Origin of the sequence: Veillonella sp. 20925_1_51 (assembly GCF_041431445.1) — a bacterium.
Lineage (GTDB): Bacteria > Bacillota > Negativicutes > Veillonellales > Veillonellaceae > Veillonella > Veillonella nakazawae.
The window spans coordinates 103466-125949 of record NZ_JAPVXT010000002.1 but is presented as its reverse complement, the minus strand read 5'-3'; the positions used below and the strand labels follow the sequence as shown (position 1 = coordinate 125949).

The following is a 22484-nucleotide window of genomic DNA, read 5'->3' as shown; positions in this document are numbered from 1 at the left end:
AATGGCTGTAGATGGCAGACAAGCAGCGTTGGATAACGCGTTAAAACAAATTGAAAAAGACTTTGGTAAAGGCGCTATTATGCGTCTTGGTGAAGCGGCTGATCGCATGAACGTAGAGGTTATCTCCTCCGGTTCTCTTGCTATCGATATCGCTGTTGGTGTAGGTGGTTTCCCTCGTGGCCGTGTTATTGAAATCTACGGCCCAGAATCTTCTGGTAAAACAACAGTAGCACTTCATGCTGTAGCAGAAGCACAAAAACAAGGTGGCATTGCGGCATTTATTGATGCGGAGCATGCGATGGATCCAGTATATGCTCGTAACTTGGGCGTAGATATTAATAACTTATTGATTTCTCAACCAGACAATGGTGAGCAAGCTCTTGAAATTACAGAAGCTCTTGTTCGCAGTGGCGCTGTAGATATCGTAGTAGTTGACTCCGTTGCAGCTTTAGTGCCTAAAGCTGAAATCGAAGGCGAAATGGGCGATGCTCACGTAGGTTTACAAGCTCGTTTGATGAGTAAAGCATTGCGTAAACTGACTGGTATCATCAGCAAGTCTAAAACTGTTGTTATCTTTATCAACCAATTGCGTGAAAAAGTAGGCGTCATGTTTGGGAACCCTGAAACTACAACAGGTGGTCGTGCATTGAAATTCTATTCTTCTGTACGCCTTGATGTTCGTAAGGGTGAACTTATTAAAGCTAACAACGAAAACGTTGGTGCTCGTACTAAAGTTAAAGTAGTTAAAAACAAAGTAGCACCTCCATTCAAAACAGCAGAATTTGACTTGATGTATGGTGAAGGTATTTCTAAAGCAGGTACTCTTATCGATATCGGTACAAATATGGAAATCATCAATAAATCTGGTGCATGGTATTCCTACAATGGGGAACGTATGGGTCAAGGTAAAGAGGCGGCTAAACAATACTTGCTCGACAATCCACAAATCGCAGATGAGATTGATCGTATTATTCGCGATACATTAGCGGTTGGCACTGAAGAAATCGATGTAATCGGTGAAGAAGTAACTGAAGAAGTATAATCATGAGTGAAGAAACGATGCAAGCTGCTATGGATCAAGCGTATCGCTTCCTAGCTCAACGATTTCTAAGTTCCTATGAACTGACACAAAAAATGAGACGTAAACAAATCGAGGACCCAATCATTGAGCGGGTCCTCGAACGCCTTAGAGACTATGATTATATCAATGATGAGCGCCTGTCTGAACAAGTATTAGACTATTTGATGAAAGAACAAAAATACGGCGCCTACATGATTAAGCAAAAGATGAAACTTAGAGGTCTTACTGTGTCTCCGGAAATCTCTGATTATGATGAAGTGAAAGCCGCTTATCGTGTGGTGGAGAAAAAATTTGGTTCCATTCTCAATGAGGATTGCACTCCTCGTGTAAAAGTCTTTAATTTTCTCAAATATAGAGGGTTTTCAACGAGTACTATCCAAGTTGTGTGCAATGATTTTTATGAATAGATAGTACTTTTTCTGAGGCCTTACCAGGCTTGTAAAATCTTGACAGAAAGGGCTTTCAAGTCTAAAATTAATAATAGCCTTATTTATTTATATGATGATATGGCTAAATGATAATTTAATGCATGAAGGGCATAAAAAGGAGCATGAAAGCTCGATTTTGAGAATTTAAGAGGAGGTGAGACAGATTTTAGAAGATGTGGGACATATTTTAGAGTATTGTCTAATTGCAGTGGTAATGGTACTGATTGGACTAGGGGCAGGCTATTTTTTTAGAAAAAATATTGCTGAAGGAAAACTGAATCAAGCTGAACAAGAGGCTGCACGTATCATCGCAAATGGTGAGCGCACAGCTGAGTCTAAAAAGAAAGAAGCTTTATTAGAAGCGAAAGAAGAAATTCATAAGCTCCGTTCTGATGTAGAACGAGAAAATAAAGATCGCCGTTCTGAACTTCAACGTATGGAACGTCGTATTCTTCAAAAAGAAGAATCTTTGGATAAAAAATTAGACAATATTGAACACAAAGAGGAAGCTTTACATCGCAAAGAAGCTGACTTAGCCCAAAGCCGTGAAAAAATTGAAGCTTTGTATGAAAAACAAATGGCAGAGTTAGAACGTATTTCTGGCATGACATTTGAAGAAGCTAAGAATATCTTGTTAACAAATGTAGAACAAGAGATTCGTCATGAAACGGCAATTATGGTTAAGGAAATGGAGCAGCAAGCTAAGGATGATGCGGAGAAAAAAGCAAAAGAAATTATCTCCTCTGCAATCCAACGTTGCGCAGCTGACCATGTGGCGGAGACTACCGTATCCGTAGTGGCATTGCCTAATGATGAAATGAAAGGCCGCATTATTGGTCGTGAGGGCCGTAATATTCGCGCACTCGAAACATTAACAGGTATTGACTTGATTATCGATGACACACCAGAAGCAGTTATTCTTTCTGGCTTCGACCCAATTCGTCGTGAAGTGGCTCGTATTGCTTTAGAAAAATTGATTGTAGATGGTCGTATCCATCCAGCTCGTATTGAAGAAATGGTTGGTAAAGCTCGTAAAGAGGTTGACCAAACTATTAAAGAAGCTGGTGAACAAGCAACATTTGAAGCTGATGTTCATGGCTTACATCCTGAAATTGTTAAGATTTTAGGTCGTTTGAAATATCGTACTAGTTACGGTCAAAACGTTTTGAAACATTCTATTGAAGTATCTCATTTAGCAGGTTTGATGGCAGCTGAACTAGGCTGTGATGTAACATTGGCTAAACGAGGTGGTTTGATCCATGATATTGGTAAAGCATTAGACCGTGAACTTGAAGGTTCTCATGTTCAAATCGGTGTTGATGTGGCTCGTAAATATCGTGAAAGCGCAGCAGTAATTAACTGCATTGGCGCTCATCATGGTGATGAAGAGTTCCAATCTGTAGAAGCTGTATTAGTAGCAGCTGCTGATGCTATCTCTGCGGCTCGTCCAGGAGCACGTCGAGAAACATTAGAAAACTACTTAAAACGTTTATCTAAATTGGAAGAAATCGCTGAATCCTTCGAAGGCGTTGAAAAATGCTTTGCTATTCAAGCAGGTCGTGAGATTCGCGTTGTAGTAAAACCGGATAAGATTGATGAAGCTGAGTCTACATTACTTGTTCGGAATATCGTAAAACGCATCGAGTCTGAACTCGAATATCCAGGCCAAATTAAGGTCGTAATTATTCGTGAAACTCGTGTTGTGGATTACGCAAAATAATATGCTATAAGCGATAAGTATAGGCTGCAATGATTTCATTGCAGCCTATTATTATCAAATTTCATTTGCATATAATTTAAAGATACGGAGTATAGGAATCCTTATGTATTAATCTTTAATAGATGATGATTCCTATGATTCGTATCGGTTATTAAACCTATTGATTCGATAATTGATTAAATTACTTTACAAATAGAGGATTTTTTATTTATATATCGAATTAATATATATAAGGGAAGGAGGCGTTGGCTATGAGCAGATATTTTGAACATGAATTGATTGAACAAATCAAAGATGCAAATGATATTGTATCTGTAATATCCGAGCATATAGCTTTAAAGAAACGGGGCAAGAACTATTGGGGTTGTTGTCCATTTCATAATGAAAAGACGCCGTCCTTTAGTGTTGCCCCTGAAAAGGGCTTTTATTATTGTTTTGGCTGTCATGCATCGGGGAATGTCATTAAATTCCTCATGGAACTAGAGCATTTAAGCTTTGTAGAGGTTCTAGAGCGGCTTGCTAATCGTGCTAATATTCCCTTGCCGGAGGCAAAACTTTCACCAGAACAACGAGCTCGAGATGAACGACGAAAAAAACTATATGAAGCTTCAGAATTAGCGGCTACATTTTTCCATAACTGCCTTACTCAAACATCGATTGGTAAGGTGGGCCTTGATTACTTAAAAAAACGGGGCCTTACAAAAGATACGATTGAAAAATTCAAATTAGGCTTTGCTCCAGATGGATGGGATAAGTTGTATCGCGCCTTTCACGAACGTGGTATCGATGATTCTATTCTCTTGGAGTTGAATCTGGTTCGTAAAAACCAAAAGGGACAGTTTTACGATTTCTTTAGAAACCGAATTATGTTCCCTATTATGGATGGTAAAGGTCGTGTAGTTGCCTTTGGTGGTCGTGTTATGGATGACAGCACGCCAAAATATTTAAACTCACCAGAATCAGCCATCTTTGAAAAGGGAAAATTATTATTTGCCTTTGATAAGGCTTATAAATCTATTCGTCAAGAGCGACAGGCTATCCTTGTGGAAGGATATATGGACGTTATATCTGCTCATAACCATGGTGTTACTAATGTAGTAGCATCCCTGGGGACGGCTTATACACGAGATCATGGTCATATCTTAATGAGGCAGGCTGATGAAATTGTGCTGGCTTATGATATGGATGGCGCAGGTCGTCAAGCAGCAGCTAGGGCTATAGAACTATTACAAAATACGGACTTTAAGGTGCGTGTTCTGGCTATGCCAGATGGTAAGGATCCAGATGATTATGTACGTAATCATGGAGGACAAGCATTTAAAGATTTAGTAGCTAAAGCGGTTAAGCCTCTTGATTATTTATTAAGTGAGTCCTTAATTAAACATGACACAAATAATACGGAAGGGAAGCAAGCTGTTATGGCTGATGTATTCCCATATATTGCTAATATAGATAGTCAAACACAACGGGATGATGCTCTAAAGACATTGGCATTACCACTATGGCTTGATAATAGTAGTATTTTTAGATATTTCAGAGACTATGTAAAAAAAGGACAAATTGAATTGGTTGATACTGCGTCTGCACCGTTGCCAACACAGGATTTACCTAAAGGTGATGCAGAAAAATTATTGTCCTTAGCCTTTACAGATGGTGAAGTGTTACAACATATGATGAGCTATTTGCCATTAGAAGACTTTGAAAAAATTGAATATCGAGGTATAATAGAAAAGATATTCACCTTATTTAAACAAGAAGGTCGTCTAGATGATACTGCCATTCAATCTATTTTATCCTCATCGGACTATGATATTTACTCTAGATTGGTTGTTATGAGTGACGATGAATATAAGGTACAAGTGCCTGGATTAATCCGCAAGATAAGGCTTCATTCATTGCGTGAACAGTATAAAGCGCATTCAATTATGGCGGATCAATTAAAACGGGCAGGAGATTCGACATTTATTAGCGAATTACATAAGTGTCAGGAAATACAGAACTTAATTAGAGAATGGTCTAAGTAATATAATGTAAGAAGGAGAGCGCTGTGGCTAAGAAAGTACAAAAAAGTCAAATAGAGGAGATTGTAGAACAACTTCTTGAAAAAGGCCGAAAAACCGGCGTGTTGACACAATCAGAGATTTCAGATGCTCTTCATGAGCAGACTGGACTTACTGCGGAACAATTAGACGATATTTATACTACATTTGGTAAATTAAATATTGAAGTAGTGGCTGATATCGACAGTGAGGATGCGGACGCTCAGCCAATAGAACCAGAAGAAGAGGATGAAGAAGATACTCCTAATGAAAAGAATATCTCCATCGATTTAAGTGTAGACTCTGGTGTTAACATTGATGATCCTGTACGTATGTATCTCAAGGAAATTGGTCGTGTCCCATTGCTTTCTGCAGATGAAGAAATCGTTTTAGCAAAGCAAATTGAAGCTGGCGCAGCAGAAGATGCTACATATAAAGATATTCAACTTGCCAAAAAGGCTAAGAAAAAATTGGTAGATGCTAACTTGCGCTTAGTTGTAAGTATTGCAAAACGTTATGTAGGTCGCGGCATGTTATTCTTGGATTTGATTCAAGAAGGTAACTTGGGCCTTATTAAAGCTGTAGATAAGTTCGATTATACAAAGGGTTATAAATTCTCCACATATGCTACATGGTGGATTCGTCAAGCTATTACTCGTGCTATTGCGGACCAAGCTCGTACGATTCGTATTCCTGTACATATGGTAGAAACAATCAATAAATTGATTCGTATTTCCAGACAATTATTGCAAGATAAAGGTCGTGAACCATTACCAGAAGAAATCGCAGAAGGTATGGGCATTACGGTAGAGCGCGTGCGTGAAATTCAAAAAATCGCACAAGAGCCAGTATCATTGGAAACTCCAATTGGTGAAGAGGAAGACTCTCACTTGGGAGACTTTATTGAGGACCAAGATGCTATTGCTCCAGACGATGCAGCTAGCTACATCTTATTACAAGAACAAATTGAAGATGTATTTACATGCTTAACTGACCGTGAGCAACAAGTATTGATCTTGCGCTTTGGTTTAAAGGACGGCAAACCTCGTACATTGGAAGAAGTAGGTCAACATTTCAATGTAACTCGTGAACGTATTCGTCAAATAGAAGGCAAAGCGCTTACTAAATTGCGCAATCGTGGTAAACGCGATAAAATTAAAGACTTCTTATAAGATATTGAATCTCTTAAGGGTTGTAATGCAGTGTTCTCTAGCACTGTGTTACAGCCCTTTTGTGTTATAATAAAGGTTAGTAATGTTTAAAATTATGATTATTTCTAATAGTTCTAATGACTCTATTAGTTTTATTAGTTTTACTAGCGCTAGAGTTATACAATTATAGAATCATCGATATAATCTGATAGTAATATATTGAAATGTAATGAAGGATTTAGGAGATACAATGTTTACAGTTACTAAACGTTTAGAGGTAAGTGCATCTCATCAATTAAAACTAGATTATCCTAGCAAGTGTCAAAATCTACATGGACATAATTGGATTATTACTGTCCATGCTCGTTCTGAAGAATTAGATCATAATGGCATGGTTATTGACTTTACTATTATTAAAGAAAAGATTCACGGCCGCTTAGATCATCGTCATATCAATGATGTATTAGGCGATATCAATCCTACGGCTGAAAATATGGCGAAATGGATTGCCGATGAGTTAGGACCGAAATGTTTTAAAGTAGAGGTTCAAGAGTCTGAAGGGAACACGGCTATTTATGAACGTGATTGAGATTTTCGGCTCCATTGATGGGGAGGGTAGTCGACAAGGCTTATTGACAACATTCTTGCGTCTTCATGACTGCAATATCCGCTGTTCATATTGTGATACCACTTATAGTTATGGCATTGATAGTACTTTCACAGATATGACCGTACAAGAGGTAGCTGATGCTATTGAAAGTTTAGGCAATCATCGAATTACCATAACTGGTGGTGAGCCACTATTACAAGAAGCTGCTGTAGTGGAGCTAATCGATGAATTAAATCGTCGTAAATCTACTAAACTAGAGGATAAATCGTGTACTGTTAAAAAATCGACTGTGAGAAATGAATTATCTGAAGGCACTCAAGGTGTATTAGCTGATGAAAGTCCTTACGATTTCAATATTGAAACGAATGGCACCATTATACCGAGCTTTCACAGAGACAATGTGTGGTTTACCTACGATTACAAGACGCCATCATCTTTGGCAGAAGAGTCTATGGATTTAGATATATTCAAAGTTTCTACAAGACAAGATTTAATTAAATTTGTAGTAGGTTCTGTAGAGGACTTGGACTGTATGCGTCGTATCATTAATGAACATCCTACAAAGGCTCAAATTTATGTATCCCCTGTGTGGGGAAAAATTGAAGCAGCATCCATTATCGATTATATGAAAACATATAATTTACAGAATGTACGATTCCAACTGCAAATTCATAAATTTGTATGGGATCCAGATGCGAAAGGTGTATAGTGTAGTTAGGATGTATCGAATCAGTATCCTATGTAATCAAAGTATGATGCATTGAGATATGATGACATCTTGATATAAAGGGGAAAATATGGATACAGAAAAAATAGAATCACTTATATATCAATTACTAGAAGCCTTGGGAGAGGACCCTAACCGAGAAGGCTTACTGGAAACACCAAAGCGCGTAGCACAAATGATGGAAGAAGTATATGAAGGGATTCAGTATACAAATGCAGAGATTGCTGAAATGTATGGCAAGACCTTTGCAGTTGATACAAATCAAATGGTAGTAGTAAAGGATATTACTTGCTTCTCTCATTGCGAGCATCATATGGCGCTCATGTATGATATGAGCATTAGTATCGGTTATATTCCGAAAGGTCGAGTTATTGGCTTATCTAAGATTCCTCGCATTGCAGAAATGTGTTGTAAGCGTTTGCAATTGCAAGAGAAAATCGGAGAAGATATAGCTGAGGTAATCTCTTTAGCAACAGGCTCTGAAGATGTGATTGTTCATATTACATCCTCTCATAGCTGTATGAGTGCACGGGGCATTAAATCTACCGATAGTCAAACGACGACACTGGCTACAAAAGGTGTGTTCAACGAAGACAATATGATTCATCGTTTTATGCTCATGAAACAGTCATAGAAATACGGTGTGCCTTGACTTAGTACTAGCCTATTCGGTATAATTAATGAGCTAGAAACTAACTGTGGGCCTATAGCTCAGGGGTAGAGCAACCGGCTCATAACCGGTCGGTCCCTGGTTCGATCCCAGGTGGGCCCACCAATTATGTTGATATCTACCGTCCTTGAGGATTCAAGGGCGGTTATTTTTATATATAATAATAGAGGAATTATGGAACCTAGACCTATGATGGATCGCTTAGAGGCGGTGTTTTCAATCGTACCAAAAGCTCATGCTATAGCTGATATTGGTACTGATCATGGATATTTAGCAGTAGAACTCATCAACCGTAATCGTGCTGAATTTGTTATTGCTGGCGACGTGCATAAAGGACCTTTAGAATCTGCAAAAGAATATGTTCAATCTTGTGGATTAACTTCTAAAGTAGATTGTCGATTAGGGGATGGTCTAAAGGTAACAGAGAAGGGCGAATTAAATGGTGCTATTTGCTGTGGTATGGGTGGATACCTCATGCGCGATATTGTAGATGCTGGTCCAGAGCCTTTAGAGTTCTACGTATTACAACCACAGAATGGACAAAAAGAATTACGTCAATATATGGTACAAAAGGGCTATGTTATCGTCCTTGAAATCATCGTTGAAGATGCAGGAAAGCTATACACTGCATTTTTAGCAGTGCGTAATGATCAGGTAGAAGCGTATACGGGCATGACTGAATACGTAGATGTTTATCAATCATTGCCAGAGGATTCATTATTATGGGCTGTAGGTGCTCTTTTGGAACATGAACGACCATCACTTTGGACGAAATATATTGAGTACTTAATATATCAACGGCAATGTGCACTAGACGGTATGACTGAGCAATTGAGCCATACAGATAAATATAAGGATTTAGAGCGTGAAGTAAAATTTCTGCACGGACTTTTAGAAGATAGAAAGAAGTGAGCTTTATGACAACAGTTCAACAAGTTATTACATTAATGGAACAATTGGCCCCTCGTTCTTATGCAGAATCTTGGGATAATGTAGGCCTCATGGTGGGTGATAGAAATGCTATCGTTACAGGCGTGTTAACTACATTAGATGTAACAGCGGAGGCCATTTTATATGCCATTGAACATGACTGTAATCTAATTGTTAGTCATCACCCGTTGATTTTTAAGGGCTTAAAACAATTGTCTTGTGATACGGCGCAAGGGCAAATGATTAATCAGCTGATTCAACATAATATTGCCGTTTACAGTGCACATACAAATCTTGATATTGCATCTGGTGGCTTGAATGATATGTTGGCAGAACGATTAGGTCTTATAGATATTAAAGGCTTTATCAAAACTGGTGAAGATACATTGTATAAGATAACCACTTTTGTACCGGAAAATGCTGCTGATGCGGTCCGTATTGCAATGGGGAATGCTGGCGCTGGACGCATTGGTAACTATGAATACTGTAGTTTTAGTGCTCATGGTGAAGGTCGTTTTGTAGGCAATGATAACTCTCATCCTGTAATTGGTGAAGCGGGATCTATGACAGTAGTACCAGAAGTACAAATTAATGCATTAGTGGATGGAATGCATTTACAAGGCGTAATTAAAACTATGAAAGATGCACATCCTTATGAAGAGGTCGCTTATGAGGTGCTATCCTTATTTGAGCCGAAAGGGGCAACTCAATATTTAGGTCGTATTGGTAGATTACCAAACGCCTTAAATTTAGATACATTCCGTGAATGGGTACAGGAAGCATTACCAGAGGCTAATATTCGTTTTGCTGGCATAGCGCCTAAAGAAATTCAATCTATAGCACTATGCTCTGGTGCCGGTGCTGAATTTATTAAGGATGCAGCTCGCTTGCGTGTAGATGCATATGTTACAGGCGATGTGAAATATCATGATGCACAATTAGCTAAAGAGCTTGGATTGCTTGTAGTTGATGCAGGACATTTTGGCACAGAATCTATTGTTGCTAGGGGTTTACGTGACTATTTACTTAGTAAAGATATATCTGTTCCTGTGAAAGCTTTTACAGAACAGAATGATTTCTTTTTCTTATAATATTGCATTTTCTTGCAACAAATAGGCTAGCTATGATAAACTGAATTGAAGCAAGTATGAAAGACGGTTGCGAGTCCATGGGACTCGAGGAAAGTCCGAGCTCCATAGGGCAGGATGCCAGATAACGTCTGGCGAGGGTAACCTTAGGGAAAGTGCCATAGAAAAGGAAACCGCCACATCAGTGGTAAGGGTGGAAAGGTGAGGTAAGAGCTCACCAGCAGTTTGGTAACAGGCTGGCTCGGTAAACCCCATCCGGAGCAAGACCGAATAGGGAAGGGTTAAGGGTGGTCCCGCCTACCTTCCGGGTTGTGTCGCTCGAGCGTGCAGGCGACTGTACGCCTAGAAAGATAATCGTCACCGCGCAAGCGGAACAGAACTCGGCTTATTGATTGCTTGCTTCCATATTTAAGATATAATTTATAGTATATAAGATTGTAGATCTTTGTTAGGAGAACTTCATGGCAATTACAGCGATTACTAGTGTACAAGAATTTGATGAAAAAGTACTTGGCTCTAAAGGTTTAGCTATTGTTGATTTCTGGGCTGCCTGGTGCGAACCTTGCACTGTTATGCGTCCAGAGGTAGAAGCGGTAGCAGAACGTTTGAAAGGACAAGTAACGTTCTTTAGTGTTGATGCAGAAGATAAAAATCTTCGTGGCGTTTTGTTGAAAGAAGACATTGATGGTATTCCATCCATGGTATTCTATCGCGATGGCAAAATGCTTGATTCCCTTGTAGGTTACAAGAAAGCTGATGTGCTTGAGTCTCTAATCAAGGAAGTTATCTAATTTAGTGATAATTGAAATTTTTTACAATATCATATAATACAAGGCTGTATACAAGTTGAATAAATTTTCTTGTATACAGCTTTTTTGTTTGAAATCTGTAGTTTTAACATTTATTAAGTGATATAATAAAGTTGTAAGAATATGATTGTTATCATAATAGCTATGATATATTGAATGGTAAAATTAATTATCATAGTATGATTATTATCATAATGGTTGTAGTTTATTAAGTAATATTGATATATTGCGCAAAGTTGTTGTAAGGAGGCTATATTCCGTGAAGAATCGTATAAACAGTTTATGGACACTCTTCCAAGAGCGACGTTTGAGTCGACGCACATTTATGAAATCCTGTGTAGCACTCACCGCTATTCTCGGTTTGCCACCAACGATGTTAGATACCGTTGTTAAGGCAGCTGAAACAACTGAATTGCCTACAGTGATTTGGTTACATGGTCATGAATGTACTGGTTGTAGTGAATCATTCATTCGTTCATCTTCTCCGTTTACATCCGATGTAATTTTGAACATGATTTCCCTTGAATATGATGATACTTTGGCGGCTGCATCTGGTGCACCATTAGAAGAACATTTAGAGAAAATCATTAAAGAAAAAGCAGGCAAATATATTTTGGCTGTTGAAGGTGGCGTACCACTCGATGAAGATGGTGTTTACTGTACAGTAGGTGGACGTACATTTAAAGAGTCTTTACTAGAAGCGGCTAAAGGTGCAGCAGCGATCATTGAATATGGTTCTTGCGCATCTTGGGGTGGTATTCAAGCGGCTAAACCAAATCCAACAAATACAGTATCTGTATCTTCTGTTGTATCTGGTAAGCCTATTATCAAAGTTCCTGGCTGTCCTCCAATTCCAGAGGTTATGACTGGTGTAATTATGCATTATGCATTATTCGGCCAAATCCCACCTCTTGATTCTCAAGGCCGTCCTAAACAATTTTATGGCAATCGTATTCACGATACATGCTATCGTCGTGCCTTCTTTGACTCTGGTCTATTCGTTGAAAAATTTGATGATGATGCATCCAAATCTGGTTGGTGCTTGTACAAAGTAGGTTGTCGTGGACCTCAAACATATAATTCTTGTGGTAACTTGCGTTGGTGGAATGGGTTATCCTACCCAATTCAATCCGGTCACGGTTGTATTGGCTGCTCTGAAAAGGGCTTCTGGGATAATGACGTATTCTATAAACGTTTACCAGATATTCCATTGGCTAAAACCATCACAACTGCTGATACGATCGGTACCGTAGCTGCTGTTGGTGCCACTGCAGCTGTTATTGTTCATGGTGCTGCAACTCTTACGCGTAATAAAATTCTTGATATGAAAGAAGAAAAACGCTTAAAAGAAGAAGGCTTATGGGACGAAAAGAAACATAATAATGGAGGAGGTCACTAATGAAACGCGTAGTAGTAGATCCGATTTCCCGTATTGAAGGTCATTTACGGGTAGAAATAAAAGTTGATGAAGCGAGTGGTAAGGTAGAGGACGCATTGTCTTCTGGTACTGCTTGGCGCGGTATCGAACTTGTTGCTAAAGATCGCGATCCTCGTGACCTTTGGGCTTTCGTACAACGTATTTGTGGCGTATGTACTACAACACATGCGTTGGCAGCGTTACGTGCTGTAGAGGATGCACTTGGTATTACCATTCCTAAAAATGCAAACTATATTCGTAATATCATGCATAGCTGTTTAGATGTACATGACCATATCGTACATTTCTATCACTTGCATGCTCTTGACTGGGTTAGCCCAGTAGCAGCTCTTAGTGCAGATCCAGCTAAAACTGCACAATTACAAAATGATGTATTAGCTACTTATAATGTAAGTGGTTTGGCGCCAGCTGAAACTGCGTCTAAAGACTCTGCATATCCTAAAGAGTTCCCTAAAGCTACCACTGCCTATTTTGCAGCGGTACAACAAAAGGTTAAGAAAATCGTAGAATCTGGTCAATTAGGCATCTTCTCCGCTCAATGGTGGGATCATCCTGATTATAATTTATTGCCACCAGAGGTTCATTTGATGGCCGTATCCCATTACTTGAATATTCTTGACCGTCAACGTGATATCGTTATTCCACACGTTGTATTTGGTGGTAAAAACCCTCATCCACATTACATTGTTGGTGGTATGCCATGCGCCATTTCAATGAATGACATGAATGCACCTATTAATACACAACGTCTTGCTGCGGTAGAACAATCTATTGCATTGGCTAAAGATCTAGTAGATAATTTCTATGTTCCAGATTTATTGGCTATTGGCAAAATGTATGTAGAAAAGGGCATGGTCGATGGTGGTGGCCTAGCGAAAAAACGTGTTATGTCTTATGGTGATTACCCAGATGATACATATTCTGGCATTTCTAATGGTGATTACCATAAGAAATGTGTGGTTCGCTCCAATGGTGTAGTTGAAAACTTTGCTTTAGGCGTAGATAAAGCTACATTTATTCCATTAGAAGGTAAAGACTTTATGGATCCTCAATACCTTAGTGAAGAGGTTGATCACTCCTGGTTCACATATCCAGATGGTAAAAGCTCTCTTCATCCTATCGAGGGTGTTACAGATCCTAAGTTTACAGGTCCTAAATCTGGTACAAAAGAAAAGTGGGAATTCCTTGATGAAGATAAAAAATACTCTTGGATTAAATCCCCAACATTCAAAGGTAAAACTGCAGAGGTTGGCCCATTAGCAAAATATATCGTTGTATATACAAAAGTAAAACAAGGTATCATTAAAGACCCAACTTGGGCAGAGTCTATGATTGTTCGTCAAATCGATACAGTATCTCAAGTATTAGGGGTACCTGCTCACGTATGGATGACTACTATGGTTGGTCGAACAGCTTGTCGTGGCCTTGATGCACAAGTAGCAACAAATATGAGCCAATACTTCTTCAATAAACTTGTAGCGAACATTAAAAATGGTGATACTACAGTGGCTGATACAACTAAGTTTGAGCCAAATACATGGGATAAAGATGCTAAAGGCGTTGGACTTGTAGATGCACCTCGTGGTGGTTTGGGCCACTGGATTCACATTAAAGATGGACGCTCTGCAAACTATCAATGTATCGTACCATCCACATGGAATGCATGTCCTAAGACTGCAGCAAATGAACATGGTGCCTACGAAGATTCCATGATTGATACACATGTAAAAATTGCAGATAAACCACTTGAAATCTTGAAGGTAATTCACTCCTTTGACCCATGTCTCGCATGTGCAACCCATTTATACAATAAAAAAGGCGAAAAAATTGTTTCCGTCAATACAGATGCATTGTGTAAATAAAGGGTGGTGGGCTTATGTTAATACATACTGACAAAAAGGCGTATGTCGTATTTAGTCTATGGCTGCGCATATTCCACTGGACTATGGTGCTAAGCGTAACTGCATTATTCTGGACAGGCCTATATATTGGTGATCCAGGATTTGCGGCTATCACAGGTAATCCAGAGCCAACCTTTGCTATTGATGGCTGGTTCTCTATGGAAACTATGCGTCGTATCCATTTCATTGCAGGGGTTATCTTAACATGCTCCTTTATTTTCCGATTTGCAGGAGCTCTTTGGAATCGAGGAGATAGATTATTACCTAAATTCCGCCAAAAACGGTATTGGTATGGTCTTAAAGAAACTACATTGCACTATTTGATGATTCCACAAAAACACGAACATCATTGGCTTCGTAACTCCTTAGCAAGAACTGCATATATGATGGTATATGTAATGTTTTTCTTTGAAATCTTAACGGGTTTAACAATGTATTCTATGGTGGATCCTAATGGTATTCTAGGAACCCTATTCGCACCAGTTGTTACATTATTTGGTGGTGAATATAAGGTTCACATTATTCATCACTATATTGCGTGGGGATTCTTGTTCTTTACTATCGTTCACGTGTACATGGCATTCCGAGAAGACGTTATGGAGGAATCCGGCGAAGTATCTGCTATGGTTTCCGGCATGAAGTATTATGCGCATGATCCAATCGATATTGAAGATCTAAACGGTAAACGCCGTCGTGGTGAACGTATCGATAAACCATCTGGTACTACATATCGTCCAAGTGATCCTAACGATCCTAGAGAAAGAGAATTACAAGATAATGACTAATACAAGTACTGATATCATCAGTGGCTTGGAACAATACGCGGACTCTGAGGGTCCGCGTATTGATTTAAATAGCCTTTATGATGATGGGAATAATGAAATTGTTCTACTTGGCGTAGGGAATATATTGCTTACTGATGAGGGATTAGGTGTTCATGTAGTGAAAGAGTTGAAAGAATCTTTCACATTTACACCAGCCATTTCCATTATTGATGGTGGCACAATGGGGATGGAGCTACTTACCTATATGCGTGGAATGAAGAAAATTCTTCTTGTAGATGCTATCAATGGTGGAGAAGCACCAGGAACTATATATGAGTTTCCTCATAAGGAATTAGAACAATATTTTACAGAGCATATTTCTGTACATGAAGTAGGGATGCAAGATATTTTACGTATCCGTGCTATTCAAGAGGATCCATTAGAGGATGCAGTGGTTATTGGCGTAGAACCAGAATCATTAGAAATTGGCTTTGAACCTAGTGCGCCTGTACAACGAGCATTACCAGAGGTAAAAGAGCGGGTATTACATGTTCTACAAGAATGGGGCGTAACTGCAGAGCTTAATACTTAAAATAATGCGTTTATAGGATATAAAGAGTATCTCTAATAGGAGTATTTATGATTGAGAATTATAGTAATGTTCGCGCTGTTTTAAATGAGTTGCGTTTAGCTCTTAAAAACTTGCGAGAAACGGGTGAGACATATTCAATTTATATTGAGAAAACAGGGCTCACAGAAGAAGAACAAGTGGAAGTATTAGAAACACTTGGCCGTGGTCATATTACGATTAACTTCAATGAAACTGATCAGCCTGTAGAGTGGTATGAATCTCAATTCTCTGGAATTTGGATTGGAACCTTTAAAAATGGCCGAGATGATTCAATTTTGCACACCGTAGAGGTTTCGAAGTATCCTGTAGTGGCTGGTGCATATGAAGAGGATATGGAGCTTGCAGAGGAAGATTTACAATCTTGGATTGATGCTGCTGGCCTATAATAAAAGAGACCCTGATAAGGGTCTCTTTCTTCTCTATTGATGAAAAGATTCTAGTAAATTTATTTTATTAATAGCATAATGTTAGTTTTTTATATTATTAGTATTTTATGCATCTTTTAGGGCATATATGATTGATTTATGCACAGAGTGATTAGTAAAATTATTTCAAATTTTATGAATTTAAGATGAAATCGGTTGAGATCCTTATATTTGTAGCGAAAAATATATTTGATATTTTGATTAATTAACGATTAAATCAGTAATTAACTGTATTTCATTGATTTTTAGTGATATAAATTTATTTTATAATACGGTTTATTGAGTAGTTATTTAGATAAGTAAAATAATAACTTATTCATCATGCTTATATATGGGATAAATGAAGAGAAATGTCTATAGAGTTTGTAGAAATCGCATGTTTACTGGGGTTATAGATATTATTTTTCCTATTGTTAACCTTGGCGATTTGCCTTAATTTACTAATTAATTTAAAATATGTGAGTAAAATACTTTGGAGGATTTATGTTACTTTCTATTGTAGTGCCTGTATATAACGAAGAAGAGAACATAGCGAATTTTTATAAAGCTGTAACTGATGTTATGTCAGGACTCACGTACGATTATGAACTAATCTTCGTAGACGACGGTTCTAGTGATTCGTCAGCTATGATATTGCGTGAAATTGCTTACAATGATAAACATGTCAAAGTGTTATTGCTTGCTCGTAATTTTGGGCATCAGACTGCGCTTACTTGTGGTCTTGATTATGCTCATGGAGATGCAGTTATTACAATGGACGGTGACATGCAGCATCCACCGGCTTTGATTCCTGAACTTGTTAGGTTGTGGGAGTCAGGCTATGATGTGGTGCGCACCATACGCGATTCAACTGAAGATGCTAGTTGGGCTAAATCTTTCACGTCTAAGTATTATTACAAACTAATGAACAAAATGGCCGATGTTCCTATTGTTGAAGGTGGATCTGATTTCCGTCTCATGAATAGTAAAGCATTGGGCACATTGAAACGGTTTAGAGAACATGGTCGTTTCTTGCGCGGTATTGTCGGTGCCTTGGGGTATAGACAAGCTGAGTTGCACTTTGTGGCGCCACCTCGTTTTGCAGGTGTCTCAAAGTTTAGTGTGCGTAAAATGATACGATTTGCTCTCGATGGGGTAACCGCCTTTTCAAGAGTTCCTTTACGGGCTGCCTTGTACGTCGGTGTACTATGTGGTGGGTTAAGCTTCTTGCTTATATTGCATCTTTTGTATGTATATCTTACGGGACAAGCCTTGAATGGATGGACTACCTTGGGCGTATCAATTTTGTTTATTGGTGGAATTCAACTCGTCGGACTGGGAATTATTGGCGAGTATGTAGGTCGTATTTTTGAAGAGGTGAAGCAACGGCCTTTGTATTGGGTTAAGTCAGCTATAAACTTTGATGAGCACGAAGATGCTCCATTACTTGGACCAAGTAGTGCAGATGTGTTTATGGCACCTGAGACTTATACTAACAAAAGCAAAGAAGACTAGCTGTATTTGTGAATGCAAATAAATAGACGGTTAGTATATTTTGAATAAATAACTTACTTTAAAAGTTTTGGAAAGGAAGCATATGAAGTCAAAATATAGTAAGGTTAAAATAACGGCATTAACATTAACTTTTGTGTGTGCCACAACAGCCATGGTAGGTGCAACAACATTACAATATGGTGATAAGGGCAAAAGTGTTACAGCGGTTCAACAACAACTAATTAAACACGGTTATAATGCTACAGATAAAAATGGTGTATATGGTAAAGAAACGAAATGGGCAGTTCGTCTGTTCCAACAAGATCGTGGCTTACCAGTGGACGGTATTGTAGGTCCTGCTACGTATAATGCATTGATGAGTGCTCCTCGTTCTACGAAGGCAGTATTGACTCAAAATGCTGCGACTAAAGCAGTAGCAACAAAATCCGCTTTCACAAACAACAATGCGACATCTCGGCGTGTTGCTGGTCAATCCATTACTGGCAAAAATATTAAATTAAATAATATTACGAAAAACGAAACACCAAGTAGCATTCATGCTATCTTGGCGGAAGCAGACAAATATCGCGGTGTACCATATGTATTTGGTGGTACTACACCAAGTGGTTTTGACTGCTCTGGTTACGTTAAATATGTATTTGCAAAACAAGGTATTTCTTTACCACGTTTGGCAGATGAACAATATAACGTAGGTGTTGAGGTTTCTCGTGCGAACTTAAAAGCAGGGGATTTGGTATTCTTTGAAACATATGAACCAGGTCCATCTCACTCCGGTATTTATATTGGTGATGGCAAGTTCATCAGCGCCACTTCCAGTCGTGGTGTAGCAGTAGCAGATCTTGATACTGGCTATTGGGGTGAACGCTATATCGGCGCAAAACGCGTTGTATAAACCAATACATATTAGCTTTAAAAGAGGCTATACGAATCAATTATGTTCTGTTGATTTGTATAACCTCTTTTTCTCATTTCTAGAAATATTGAATTTTATCCTTATATTTGCTATTGTGAAAGTCGGTAAATTCCGCATAATCTCAATGTTTTTAATAGATTTTATGTCATTTTTACGATATAATGAAGAGTAAATAATTTTAGGAGGAATATACACATGAAGGGTAATGAACTGCGTCAAGCATACTTGCAGTTTTTTGAAAGCAAAGGACATTTAAAATTAGATAGTTTTTCTCTTATACCAGAAAACGATCCATCTCTATTATTGATTGGGGCAGGTATGGCGCCATTAAAGCCTTTCTTTACAGGTAAATTGGTACCTCCTTGTCATCGTATTACAACAAGCCAAAAATGTATGCGTACAGGTGACCTTGAAAACGTAGGTCGCACAGCTCGTCACCATACATTCTTTGAAATGCTTGGCAACTTCTCCTTTGGTGACTACTTCAAAAAAGAAGCAATTCACTGGGCATGGGAGTTCTTAACTGAAGTTATTAAACTCGATAAAAATAGATTGTATGTTACTGTATATCCAGATGACCAAGAAGCATATGATACATGGCACAATGATTGTGGCGTAGAAGAAAGTCATATTACACGCCTTGAAGATAACTTCTGGGAAATCGGTGAAGGCCCATGTGGTCCTGATAGTGAAATCTTCTTCGACCAAGGTCCTGAACATGGTTGTGATGATCCTAACTGTGCACCAGGTTGTGACTGCGATCGCTATCTTGAAATCTGGAACTTAGTATTCACTCAATTTAATAAAATGCCAGATGGTTCTTATGAACCATTGCAACATAAAAACATCGATACCGGCGCTGGCCTTGAACGATTGGCTTCCGTATTACAAGGTTGTAAAACAAACTTTGAAACAGATTTGATTTTCCCAATTATTGAAGCTACAGCTAAACGCGCTGGTGTTACATATAACGAAAATCCAAATACTGATGTTTCTTTAAAGGTTATCGCTGACCATGCTCGTGCTGTAACTGCATTGATTTCCGATGGCGTATTGCCATCTAACGAAGGTCGTGGTTACGTATTGCGTCGTATTTTACGTCGTGCTGTACGTCATGGCCGTTTACTTGGTATTGAAGGTATCTTCTTAACACCACTTATTGATGTAGTAGTAGATATTCTTGGCCCTGGTATTAAATCCATTGCTGAGAAACAAGACTTCGTTAAACGGGTTGTACAAAACGAAGAAGAACGATTCAACCAAACCTTGGAACAAGGTCTTGAATTGTTGAATTCTTTGATTGATACACTTGCTGCTGAAAAAGCAACTGTAGTGCCTGGTACAGAAGTATTCAAATTATATGATACATACGGATTCCCTTGGGAATTAACAGAAGAAATTGCTTCTGAACGCGGCTTTACAATCGACCATGAAGGTTTTGAAGCAGCTATGAAGGAACAACGTGAACGCGCTCGTGAAGCTCGTGTAAAAGAAGATGCTAAGGTAGCAACACCTGACATCACATTCTTGAAAGACGAAGAGCTTCTTGAAGATGAAGCTGTAACTGCTTCTTCCGTATTAATGATTGGCAAAGGCTCTGAACGTTTGCAAACAGCTGCTGATGGCGATGAAATTACTGTTATCGTACGCACCACACCATTCCACGCTGAAGGGGGCGGTCAATTAGGTGATACAGGCTTTATCGTTGGCCCAATGGGTAAGGTAGAGGTTCATAATACAAAACGTTTACCTGAAGGCACTGTATACCATATCGGTACTGTTGTGGAAGGTTCCATTTCCGAAGGCGATGATGTAACGCTTGAAGTAGATACAAATCGCCGTGCTGCTATGGCTCGTAACCATACAGCAACACATTTGTTACATGCCGCATTGAAAAAGGTTCTAGGCGAGCATGTTAACCAAGCAGGTTCCTTAGTAACTCCAGATTACTTGCGTTTTGACTTCACTCACTTCTCTCCTGTAACACAAGAGGAACTTGATCAAATTGAAGCTCTTGTAAATGAAGAGATTTTAAAAGCTACAGATTTAGCTATTGCTGAAATGTCTATGGACGAAGCAAAAGCTAAAGGTGCGATGGCACTCTTTGGTGATAAATATGGTGATGTAGTTCGCGTTGTAGAGGTTCCTGGTTTCTCCGTTGAATTATGTGGCGGTTCTCATGTGGGTAATACAGCTTTCATTAGTTCATTCCGCTTAACATCTGAAGCGGGTATCGGCTCTGGTGTACGTCGTATTGAAGCAATTACAGGTCGCGCAGCTCTAGATGCAGCAAAATATGATCGCTTGACTATCGAACGTATGGCAGGCGAGCTTAAAACTAAAGCACCTCAAGTAGAAGAACGTTTACACCAAGTATTGGCTGAAGCAAAAGAAACTGCTAAAGAATTAGAACAAATTCGCAAGGAGGTTTCTGCAGCTGGTGCGGCAGATATCATTGCTGGTAAGGTAATGATTGGTGACGTTGCATTTGTAGCGGCTGCTGTAAAAGCTTCCTCTATTGATGAGTTACGTGATATGGCTGATATGGGCCTTGATAAATTAGATGGTTCTGGCGTAGTCCTCGTAGGTGCTGCTATGGGCGATGATAAAGTTAACTTTGTATGTAAAGTATCCAAAGATGTAGTGGCTAAAGGTGCTAAAGCTGGTAATATCGTAAAAGCAGCAGCTCAAGTAGCTGGTGGTAATGGCGGTGGCCGTCCAGATATGGCTCAAGCAGGTGGTAAAGAACCAGCTAAATTGATGGAAGCATTAAAAGCTGGTGGTGAAGCTTTAACATCTATGTTACAATAGGCATATAATTTTATAATTATACTTGTATCTGTTATAGAAAAATTTTATGATGCATAAAAAGTTACTGACTTTGTACCTTTAATTCAAGTATAATAGTAGGCGAGGTTTCACTTTTACAGTGAAACCTGCCAATGTAATAAAAAGGAGGGATACGATGAAGGTTTCTGATGAAACTATGTTATTCCGTAAAGTAGACGATGAACCGATGACAGCTGAAGAGGTTCTTACTCGTGTTTATCAATCTATTCACGAAAAAGGTTACAATCCAATCAATCAAATCTTAGGGTATCTTATTTCTGGAGATCCAGCGTACATTACAAGTTATAATAATGCACGTTCTGATATCCGTCGTTTAGAGCGGGATGACTTGATTGAGGAATTGTTGAAAGAATACGCAAAGGCAAAACAACTATAATGAGAATTATGTCATTAGATGTGGGCAGCCGTACTATCGGTATTGCCTGTAGTGATGCACTGCTCATGACAGCACAAGGTATTGAAACCATTCGTAGAACATCTCTTGAAAAAGATTTTAATCGCTTACAAGAACTCATTGCTGAATATGAAGTACATGAGCTTGTAGTAGGTATGCCGAAGAATATGAATGGTACAAAAGGTGAACGAGCTGAAAAGACTGAAGAATTCGTTGAAAAGATGAAAGAAGTCATCGATTTACCTGTTTCATATTGGGATGAGCGGTTATCTACGGTTATGGCTGAACGCCAACTCATTGCAGCTGACGTAAGTCGTAAAAAGCGTAAATCCGTTATTGATAAAATGGCAGCGGTTGTAATTTTGCAAGGATACTTAGATCGCTTGCAGTTCAATAAATAAATCTTTTTTTCCACAAGGAG

The 22484-nt window shown here is 38.8% G+C and carries 21 protein-coding genes, 1 tRNA gene and 1 other RNA gene; all 23 read left to right on the top strand.

Features of this window, described 5'->3' with window-relative positions:
- Position 1: 1 nt before the first annotated feature.
- The 23 genes from recA to ruvX all read left to right on the top strand — a co-directional run bounded on the left by recA (position 2) and on the right by ruvX (position 22464).
- Positions 2–1042 (top strand): recombinase RecA, encoded by a 1041-nt coding sequence (gene recA, locus O3607_RS03070; protein WP_105094512.1) that lies wholly within the window; start codon positions 2–4, stop codon positions 1040–1042.
- 2 nt (positions 1043–1044) lie between these two features.
- On the top strand, positions 1045–1488 hold the full coding sequence (locus O3607_RS03065) for a regulatory protein RecX (RefSeq protein WP_371443303.1): 444 nt from the start codon (positions 1045–1047) through the stop codon (positions 1486–1488).
- Between the two features lie 196 nt (positions 1489–1684).
- Positions 1685–3229 (top strand): ribonuclease Y, encoded by a 1545-nt coding sequence (rny, locus tag O3607_RS03060; RefSeq protein WP_105094511.1) that lies wholly within the window; start codon positions 1685–1687, stop codon positions 3227–3229.
- A 251-nt stretch (positions 3230–3480) separates the two neighbouring features.
- Positions 3481–5253, top strand: a complete 1773-nt coding sequence (dnaG, locus tag O3607_RS03055; RefSeq protein ID WP_371443302.1) for a DNA primase — start codon at positions 3481–3483, stop codon at positions 5251–5253.
- Between the two features lie 23 nt (positions 5254–5276).
- Entirely contained in the window at positions 5277–6440 is a 1164-nt protein-coding gene (gene rpoD, locus O3607_RS03050; protein WP_060923956.1) for an RNA polymerase sigma factor RpoD, read from the top strand.
- 229 nt (positions 6441–6669) lie between these two features.
- On the top strand, positions 6670–7008 hold the full coding sequence (queD, locus tag O3607_RS03045; RefSeq protein WP_004696395.1) for a 6-carboxytetrahydropterin synthase QueD: 339 nt from the start codon (positions 6670–6672) through the stop codon (positions 7006–7008).
- Complete coding sequence (locus O3607_RS03040) at positions 6995–7738, top strand: 4Fe-4S cluster-binding domain-containing protein (RefSeq protein WP_119209247.1); 744 nt, start codon at positions 6995–6997, stop codon at positions 7736–7738. The genes queD and O3607_RS03040 overlap by 14 nt, the downstream gene beginning before the upstream one ends.
- 88 nt (positions 7739–7826) lie before the next feature.
- Complete coding sequence (gene folE / locus O3607_RS03035) at positions 7827–8390, top strand: GTP cyclohydrolase I FolE (RefSeq protein ID WP_119209248.1); 564 nt, start codon at positions 7827–7829, stop codon at positions 8388–8390.
- A 66-nt stretch (positions 8391–8456) separates the two neighbouring features.
- Positions 8457–8531: transfer RNA gene (locus O3607_RS03030), tRNA-Ile, on the top strand.
- Positions 8532–8600: 69 nt separating this feature from the next.
- Complete coding sequence (locus O3607_RS03025; RefSeq protein WP_119209249.1) at positions 8601–9338, top strand: class I SAM-dependent methyltransferase; 738 nt, start codon at positions 8601–8603, stop codon at positions 9336–9338.
- Between the two features lie 5 nt (positions 9339–9343).
- Positions 9344–10447, top strand: coding sequence for a Nif3-like dinuclear metal center hexameric protein (locus O3607_RS03020; RefSeq protein ID WP_119209250.1), 1104 nt, complete (start codon positions 9344–9346; stop codon positions 10445–10447).
- Between the two features lie 50 nt (positions 10448–10497).
- Positions 10498–10848: RNase P RNA component class A (rnpB, locus tag O3607_RS03015), an RNA gene on the top strand.
- 57 nt (positions 10849–10905) lie between these two features.
- A complete protein-coding gene (locus O3607_RS03010; RefSeq protein ID WP_024064517.1) occupies positions 10906–11235 on the top strand; it encodes a co-chaperone YbbN in 330 nt (109 codons plus the stop codon).
- 277 nt (positions 11236–11512) lie between these two features.
- Positions 11513–12652: a hydrogenase small subunit gene (locus O3607_RS03005; RefSeq protein WP_060923952.1), complete on the top strand. Its 1140-nt coding sequence runs from the start codon at positions 11513–11515 to the stop codon at positions 12650–12652.
- Positions 12652–14553 carry a nickel-dependent hydrogenase large subunit gene (locus tag O3607_RS03000; protein WP_119209252.1) on the top strand — a complete coding sequence of 634 codons (1902 nt, stop codon included), beginning with the start codon at positions 12652–12654 and terminating at the stop codon, positions 14551–14553. The genes O3607_RS03005 and O3607_RS03000 overlap by 1 nt, the downstream gene beginning before the upstream one ends.
- Positions 14554–14567: 14 nt before the next feature.
- Positions 14568–15377: a Ni/Fe-hydrogenase, b-type cytochrome subunit gene (cybH, locus tag O3607_RS02995; protein ID WP_119209253.1), complete on the top strand. Its 810-nt coding sequence runs from the start codon at positions 14568–14570 to the stop codon at positions 15375–15377.
- On the top strand, positions 15370–15948 hold the full coding sequence (locus O3607_RS02990) for a HyaD/HybD family hydrogenase maturation endopeptidase (RefSeq protein ID WP_024066802.1): 579 nt from the start codon (positions 15370–15372) through the stop codon (positions 15946–15948). The genes cybH and O3607_RS02990 overlap by 8 nt, the downstream gene beginning before the upstream one ends.
- A gap of 47 nt (positions 15949–15995) precedes the next feature.
- A complete protein-coding gene (locus tag O3607_RS02985) occupies positions 15996–16373 on the top strand; it encodes a hydrogenase expression/formation C-terminal domain-containing protein (RefSeq protein WP_060923948.1) in 378 nt (125 codons plus the stop codon).
- A 522-nt stretch (positions 16374–16895) separates the two neighbouring features.
- The gene (locus O3607_RS02980) at positions 16896–17906 is read left to right on the top strand and encodes a glycosyltransferase family 2 protein (RefSeq protein WP_119209137.1); all 1011 of its coding nucleotides are present in this window, start codon (positions 16896–16898) and stop codon (positions 17904–17906) included.
- A gap of 82 nt (positions 17907–17988) precedes the next feature.
- Positions 17989–18798 (top strand): C40 family peptidase, encoded by an 810-nt coding sequence (locus O3607_RS02975; RefSeq protein WP_060923946.1) that lies wholly within the window; start codon positions 17989–17991, stop codon positions 18796–18798.
- 216 nt (positions 18799–19014) lie between these two features.
- Positions 19015–21630 carry an alanine--tRNA ligase gene (alaS, locus tag O3607_RS02970; protein WP_371443301.1) on the top strand — a complete coding sequence of 872 codons (2616 nt, stop codon included), beginning with the start codon at positions 19015–19017 and terminating at the stop codon, positions 21628–21630.
- A gap of 154 nt (positions 21631–21784) precedes the next feature.
- Positions 21785–22045, top strand: coding sequence for an IreB family regulatory phosphoprotein (locus tag O3607_RS02965; protein ID WP_371443300.1), 261 nt, complete (start codon positions 21785–21787; stop codon positions 22043–22045).
- The gene (gene ruvX, locus O3607_RS02960; RefSeq protein WP_005386119.1) at positions 22045–22464 is read left to right on the top strand and encodes a Holliday junction resolvase RuvX; all 420 of its coding nucleotides are present in this window, start codon (positions 22045–22047) and stop codon (positions 22462–22464) included. The genes O3607_RS02965 and ruvX overlap by 1 nt, the downstream gene beginning before the upstream one ends.
- Positions 22465–22484 lie beyond the last annotated feature (20 nt).

Coding starts and splice junctions, on each gene's coding strand:
- recA (WP_105094512.1), top strand. CDS start 2: ATGGCTGTAGATGGCAGACAAGCAGCGTTGGATAACGCGTTAAAACAA.
- O3607_RS03065 (WP_371443303.1), top strand. CDS start 1,045: ATGAGTGAAGAAACGATGCAAGCTGCTATGGATCAAGCGTATCGCTTC.
- dnaG (WP_371443302.1), top strand. CDS start 3,481: ATGAGCAGATATTTTGAACATGAATTGATTGAACAAATCAAAGATGCA.
- queD (WP_004696395.1), top strand. CDS start 6,670: ATGTTTACAGTTACTAAACGTTTAGAGGTAAGTGCATCTCATCAATTA.
- O3607_RS03040 (WP_119209247.1), top strand. CDS start 6,995: ATGAACGTGATTGAGATTTTCGGCTCCATTGATGGGGAGGGTAGTCGA.
- folE (WP_119209248.1), top strand. CDS start 7,827: ATGGATACAGAAAAAATAGAATCACTTATATATCAATTACTAGAAGCC.
- O3607_RS03025 (WP_119209249.1), top strand. CDS start 8,601: ATGGAACCTAGACCTATGATGGATCGCTTAGAGGCGGTGTTTTCAATC.
- O3607_RS03020 (WP_119209250.1), top strand. CDS start 9,344: ATGACAACAGTTCAACAAGTTATTACATTAATGGAACAATTGGCCCCT.
- O3607_RS03010 (WP_024064517.1), top strand. CDS start 10,906: ATGGCAATTACAGCGATTACTAGTGTACAAGAATTTGATGAAAAAGTA.
- O3607_RS03000 (WP_119209252.1), top strand. CDS start 12,652: ATGAAACGCGTAGTAGTAGATCCGATTTCCCGTATTGAAGGTCATTTA.
- cybH (WP_119209253.1), top strand. CDS start 14,568: ATGTTAATACATACTGACAAAAAGGCGTATGTCGTATTTAGTCTATGG.
- O3607_RS02990 (WP_024066802.1), top strand. CDS start 15,370: ATGACTAATACAAGTACTGATATCATCAGTGGCTTGGAACAATACGCG.
- O3607_RS02985 (WP_060923948.1), top strand. CDS start 15,996: ATGATTGAGAATTATAGTAATGTTCGCGCTGTTTTAAATGAGTTGCGT.
- O3607_RS02980 (WP_119209137.1), top strand. CDS start 16,896: ATGTTACTTTCTATTGTAGTGCCTGTATATAACGAAGAAGAGAACATA.
- O3607_RS02975 (WP_060923946.1), top strand. CDS start 17,989: ATGAAGTCAAAATATAGTAAGGTTAAAATAACGGCATTAACATTAACT.
- alaS (WP_371443301.1), top strand. CDS start 19,015: ATGAAGGGTAATGAACTGCGTCAAGCATACTTGCAGTTTTTTGAAAGC.
- O3607_RS02965 (WP_371443300.1), top strand. CDS start 21,785: ATGAAGGTTTCTGATGAAACTATGTTATTCCGTAAAGTAGACGATGAA.
- ruvX (WP_005386119.1), top strand. CDS start 22,045: ATGAGAATTATGTCATTAGATGTGGGCAGCCGTACTATCGGTATTGCC.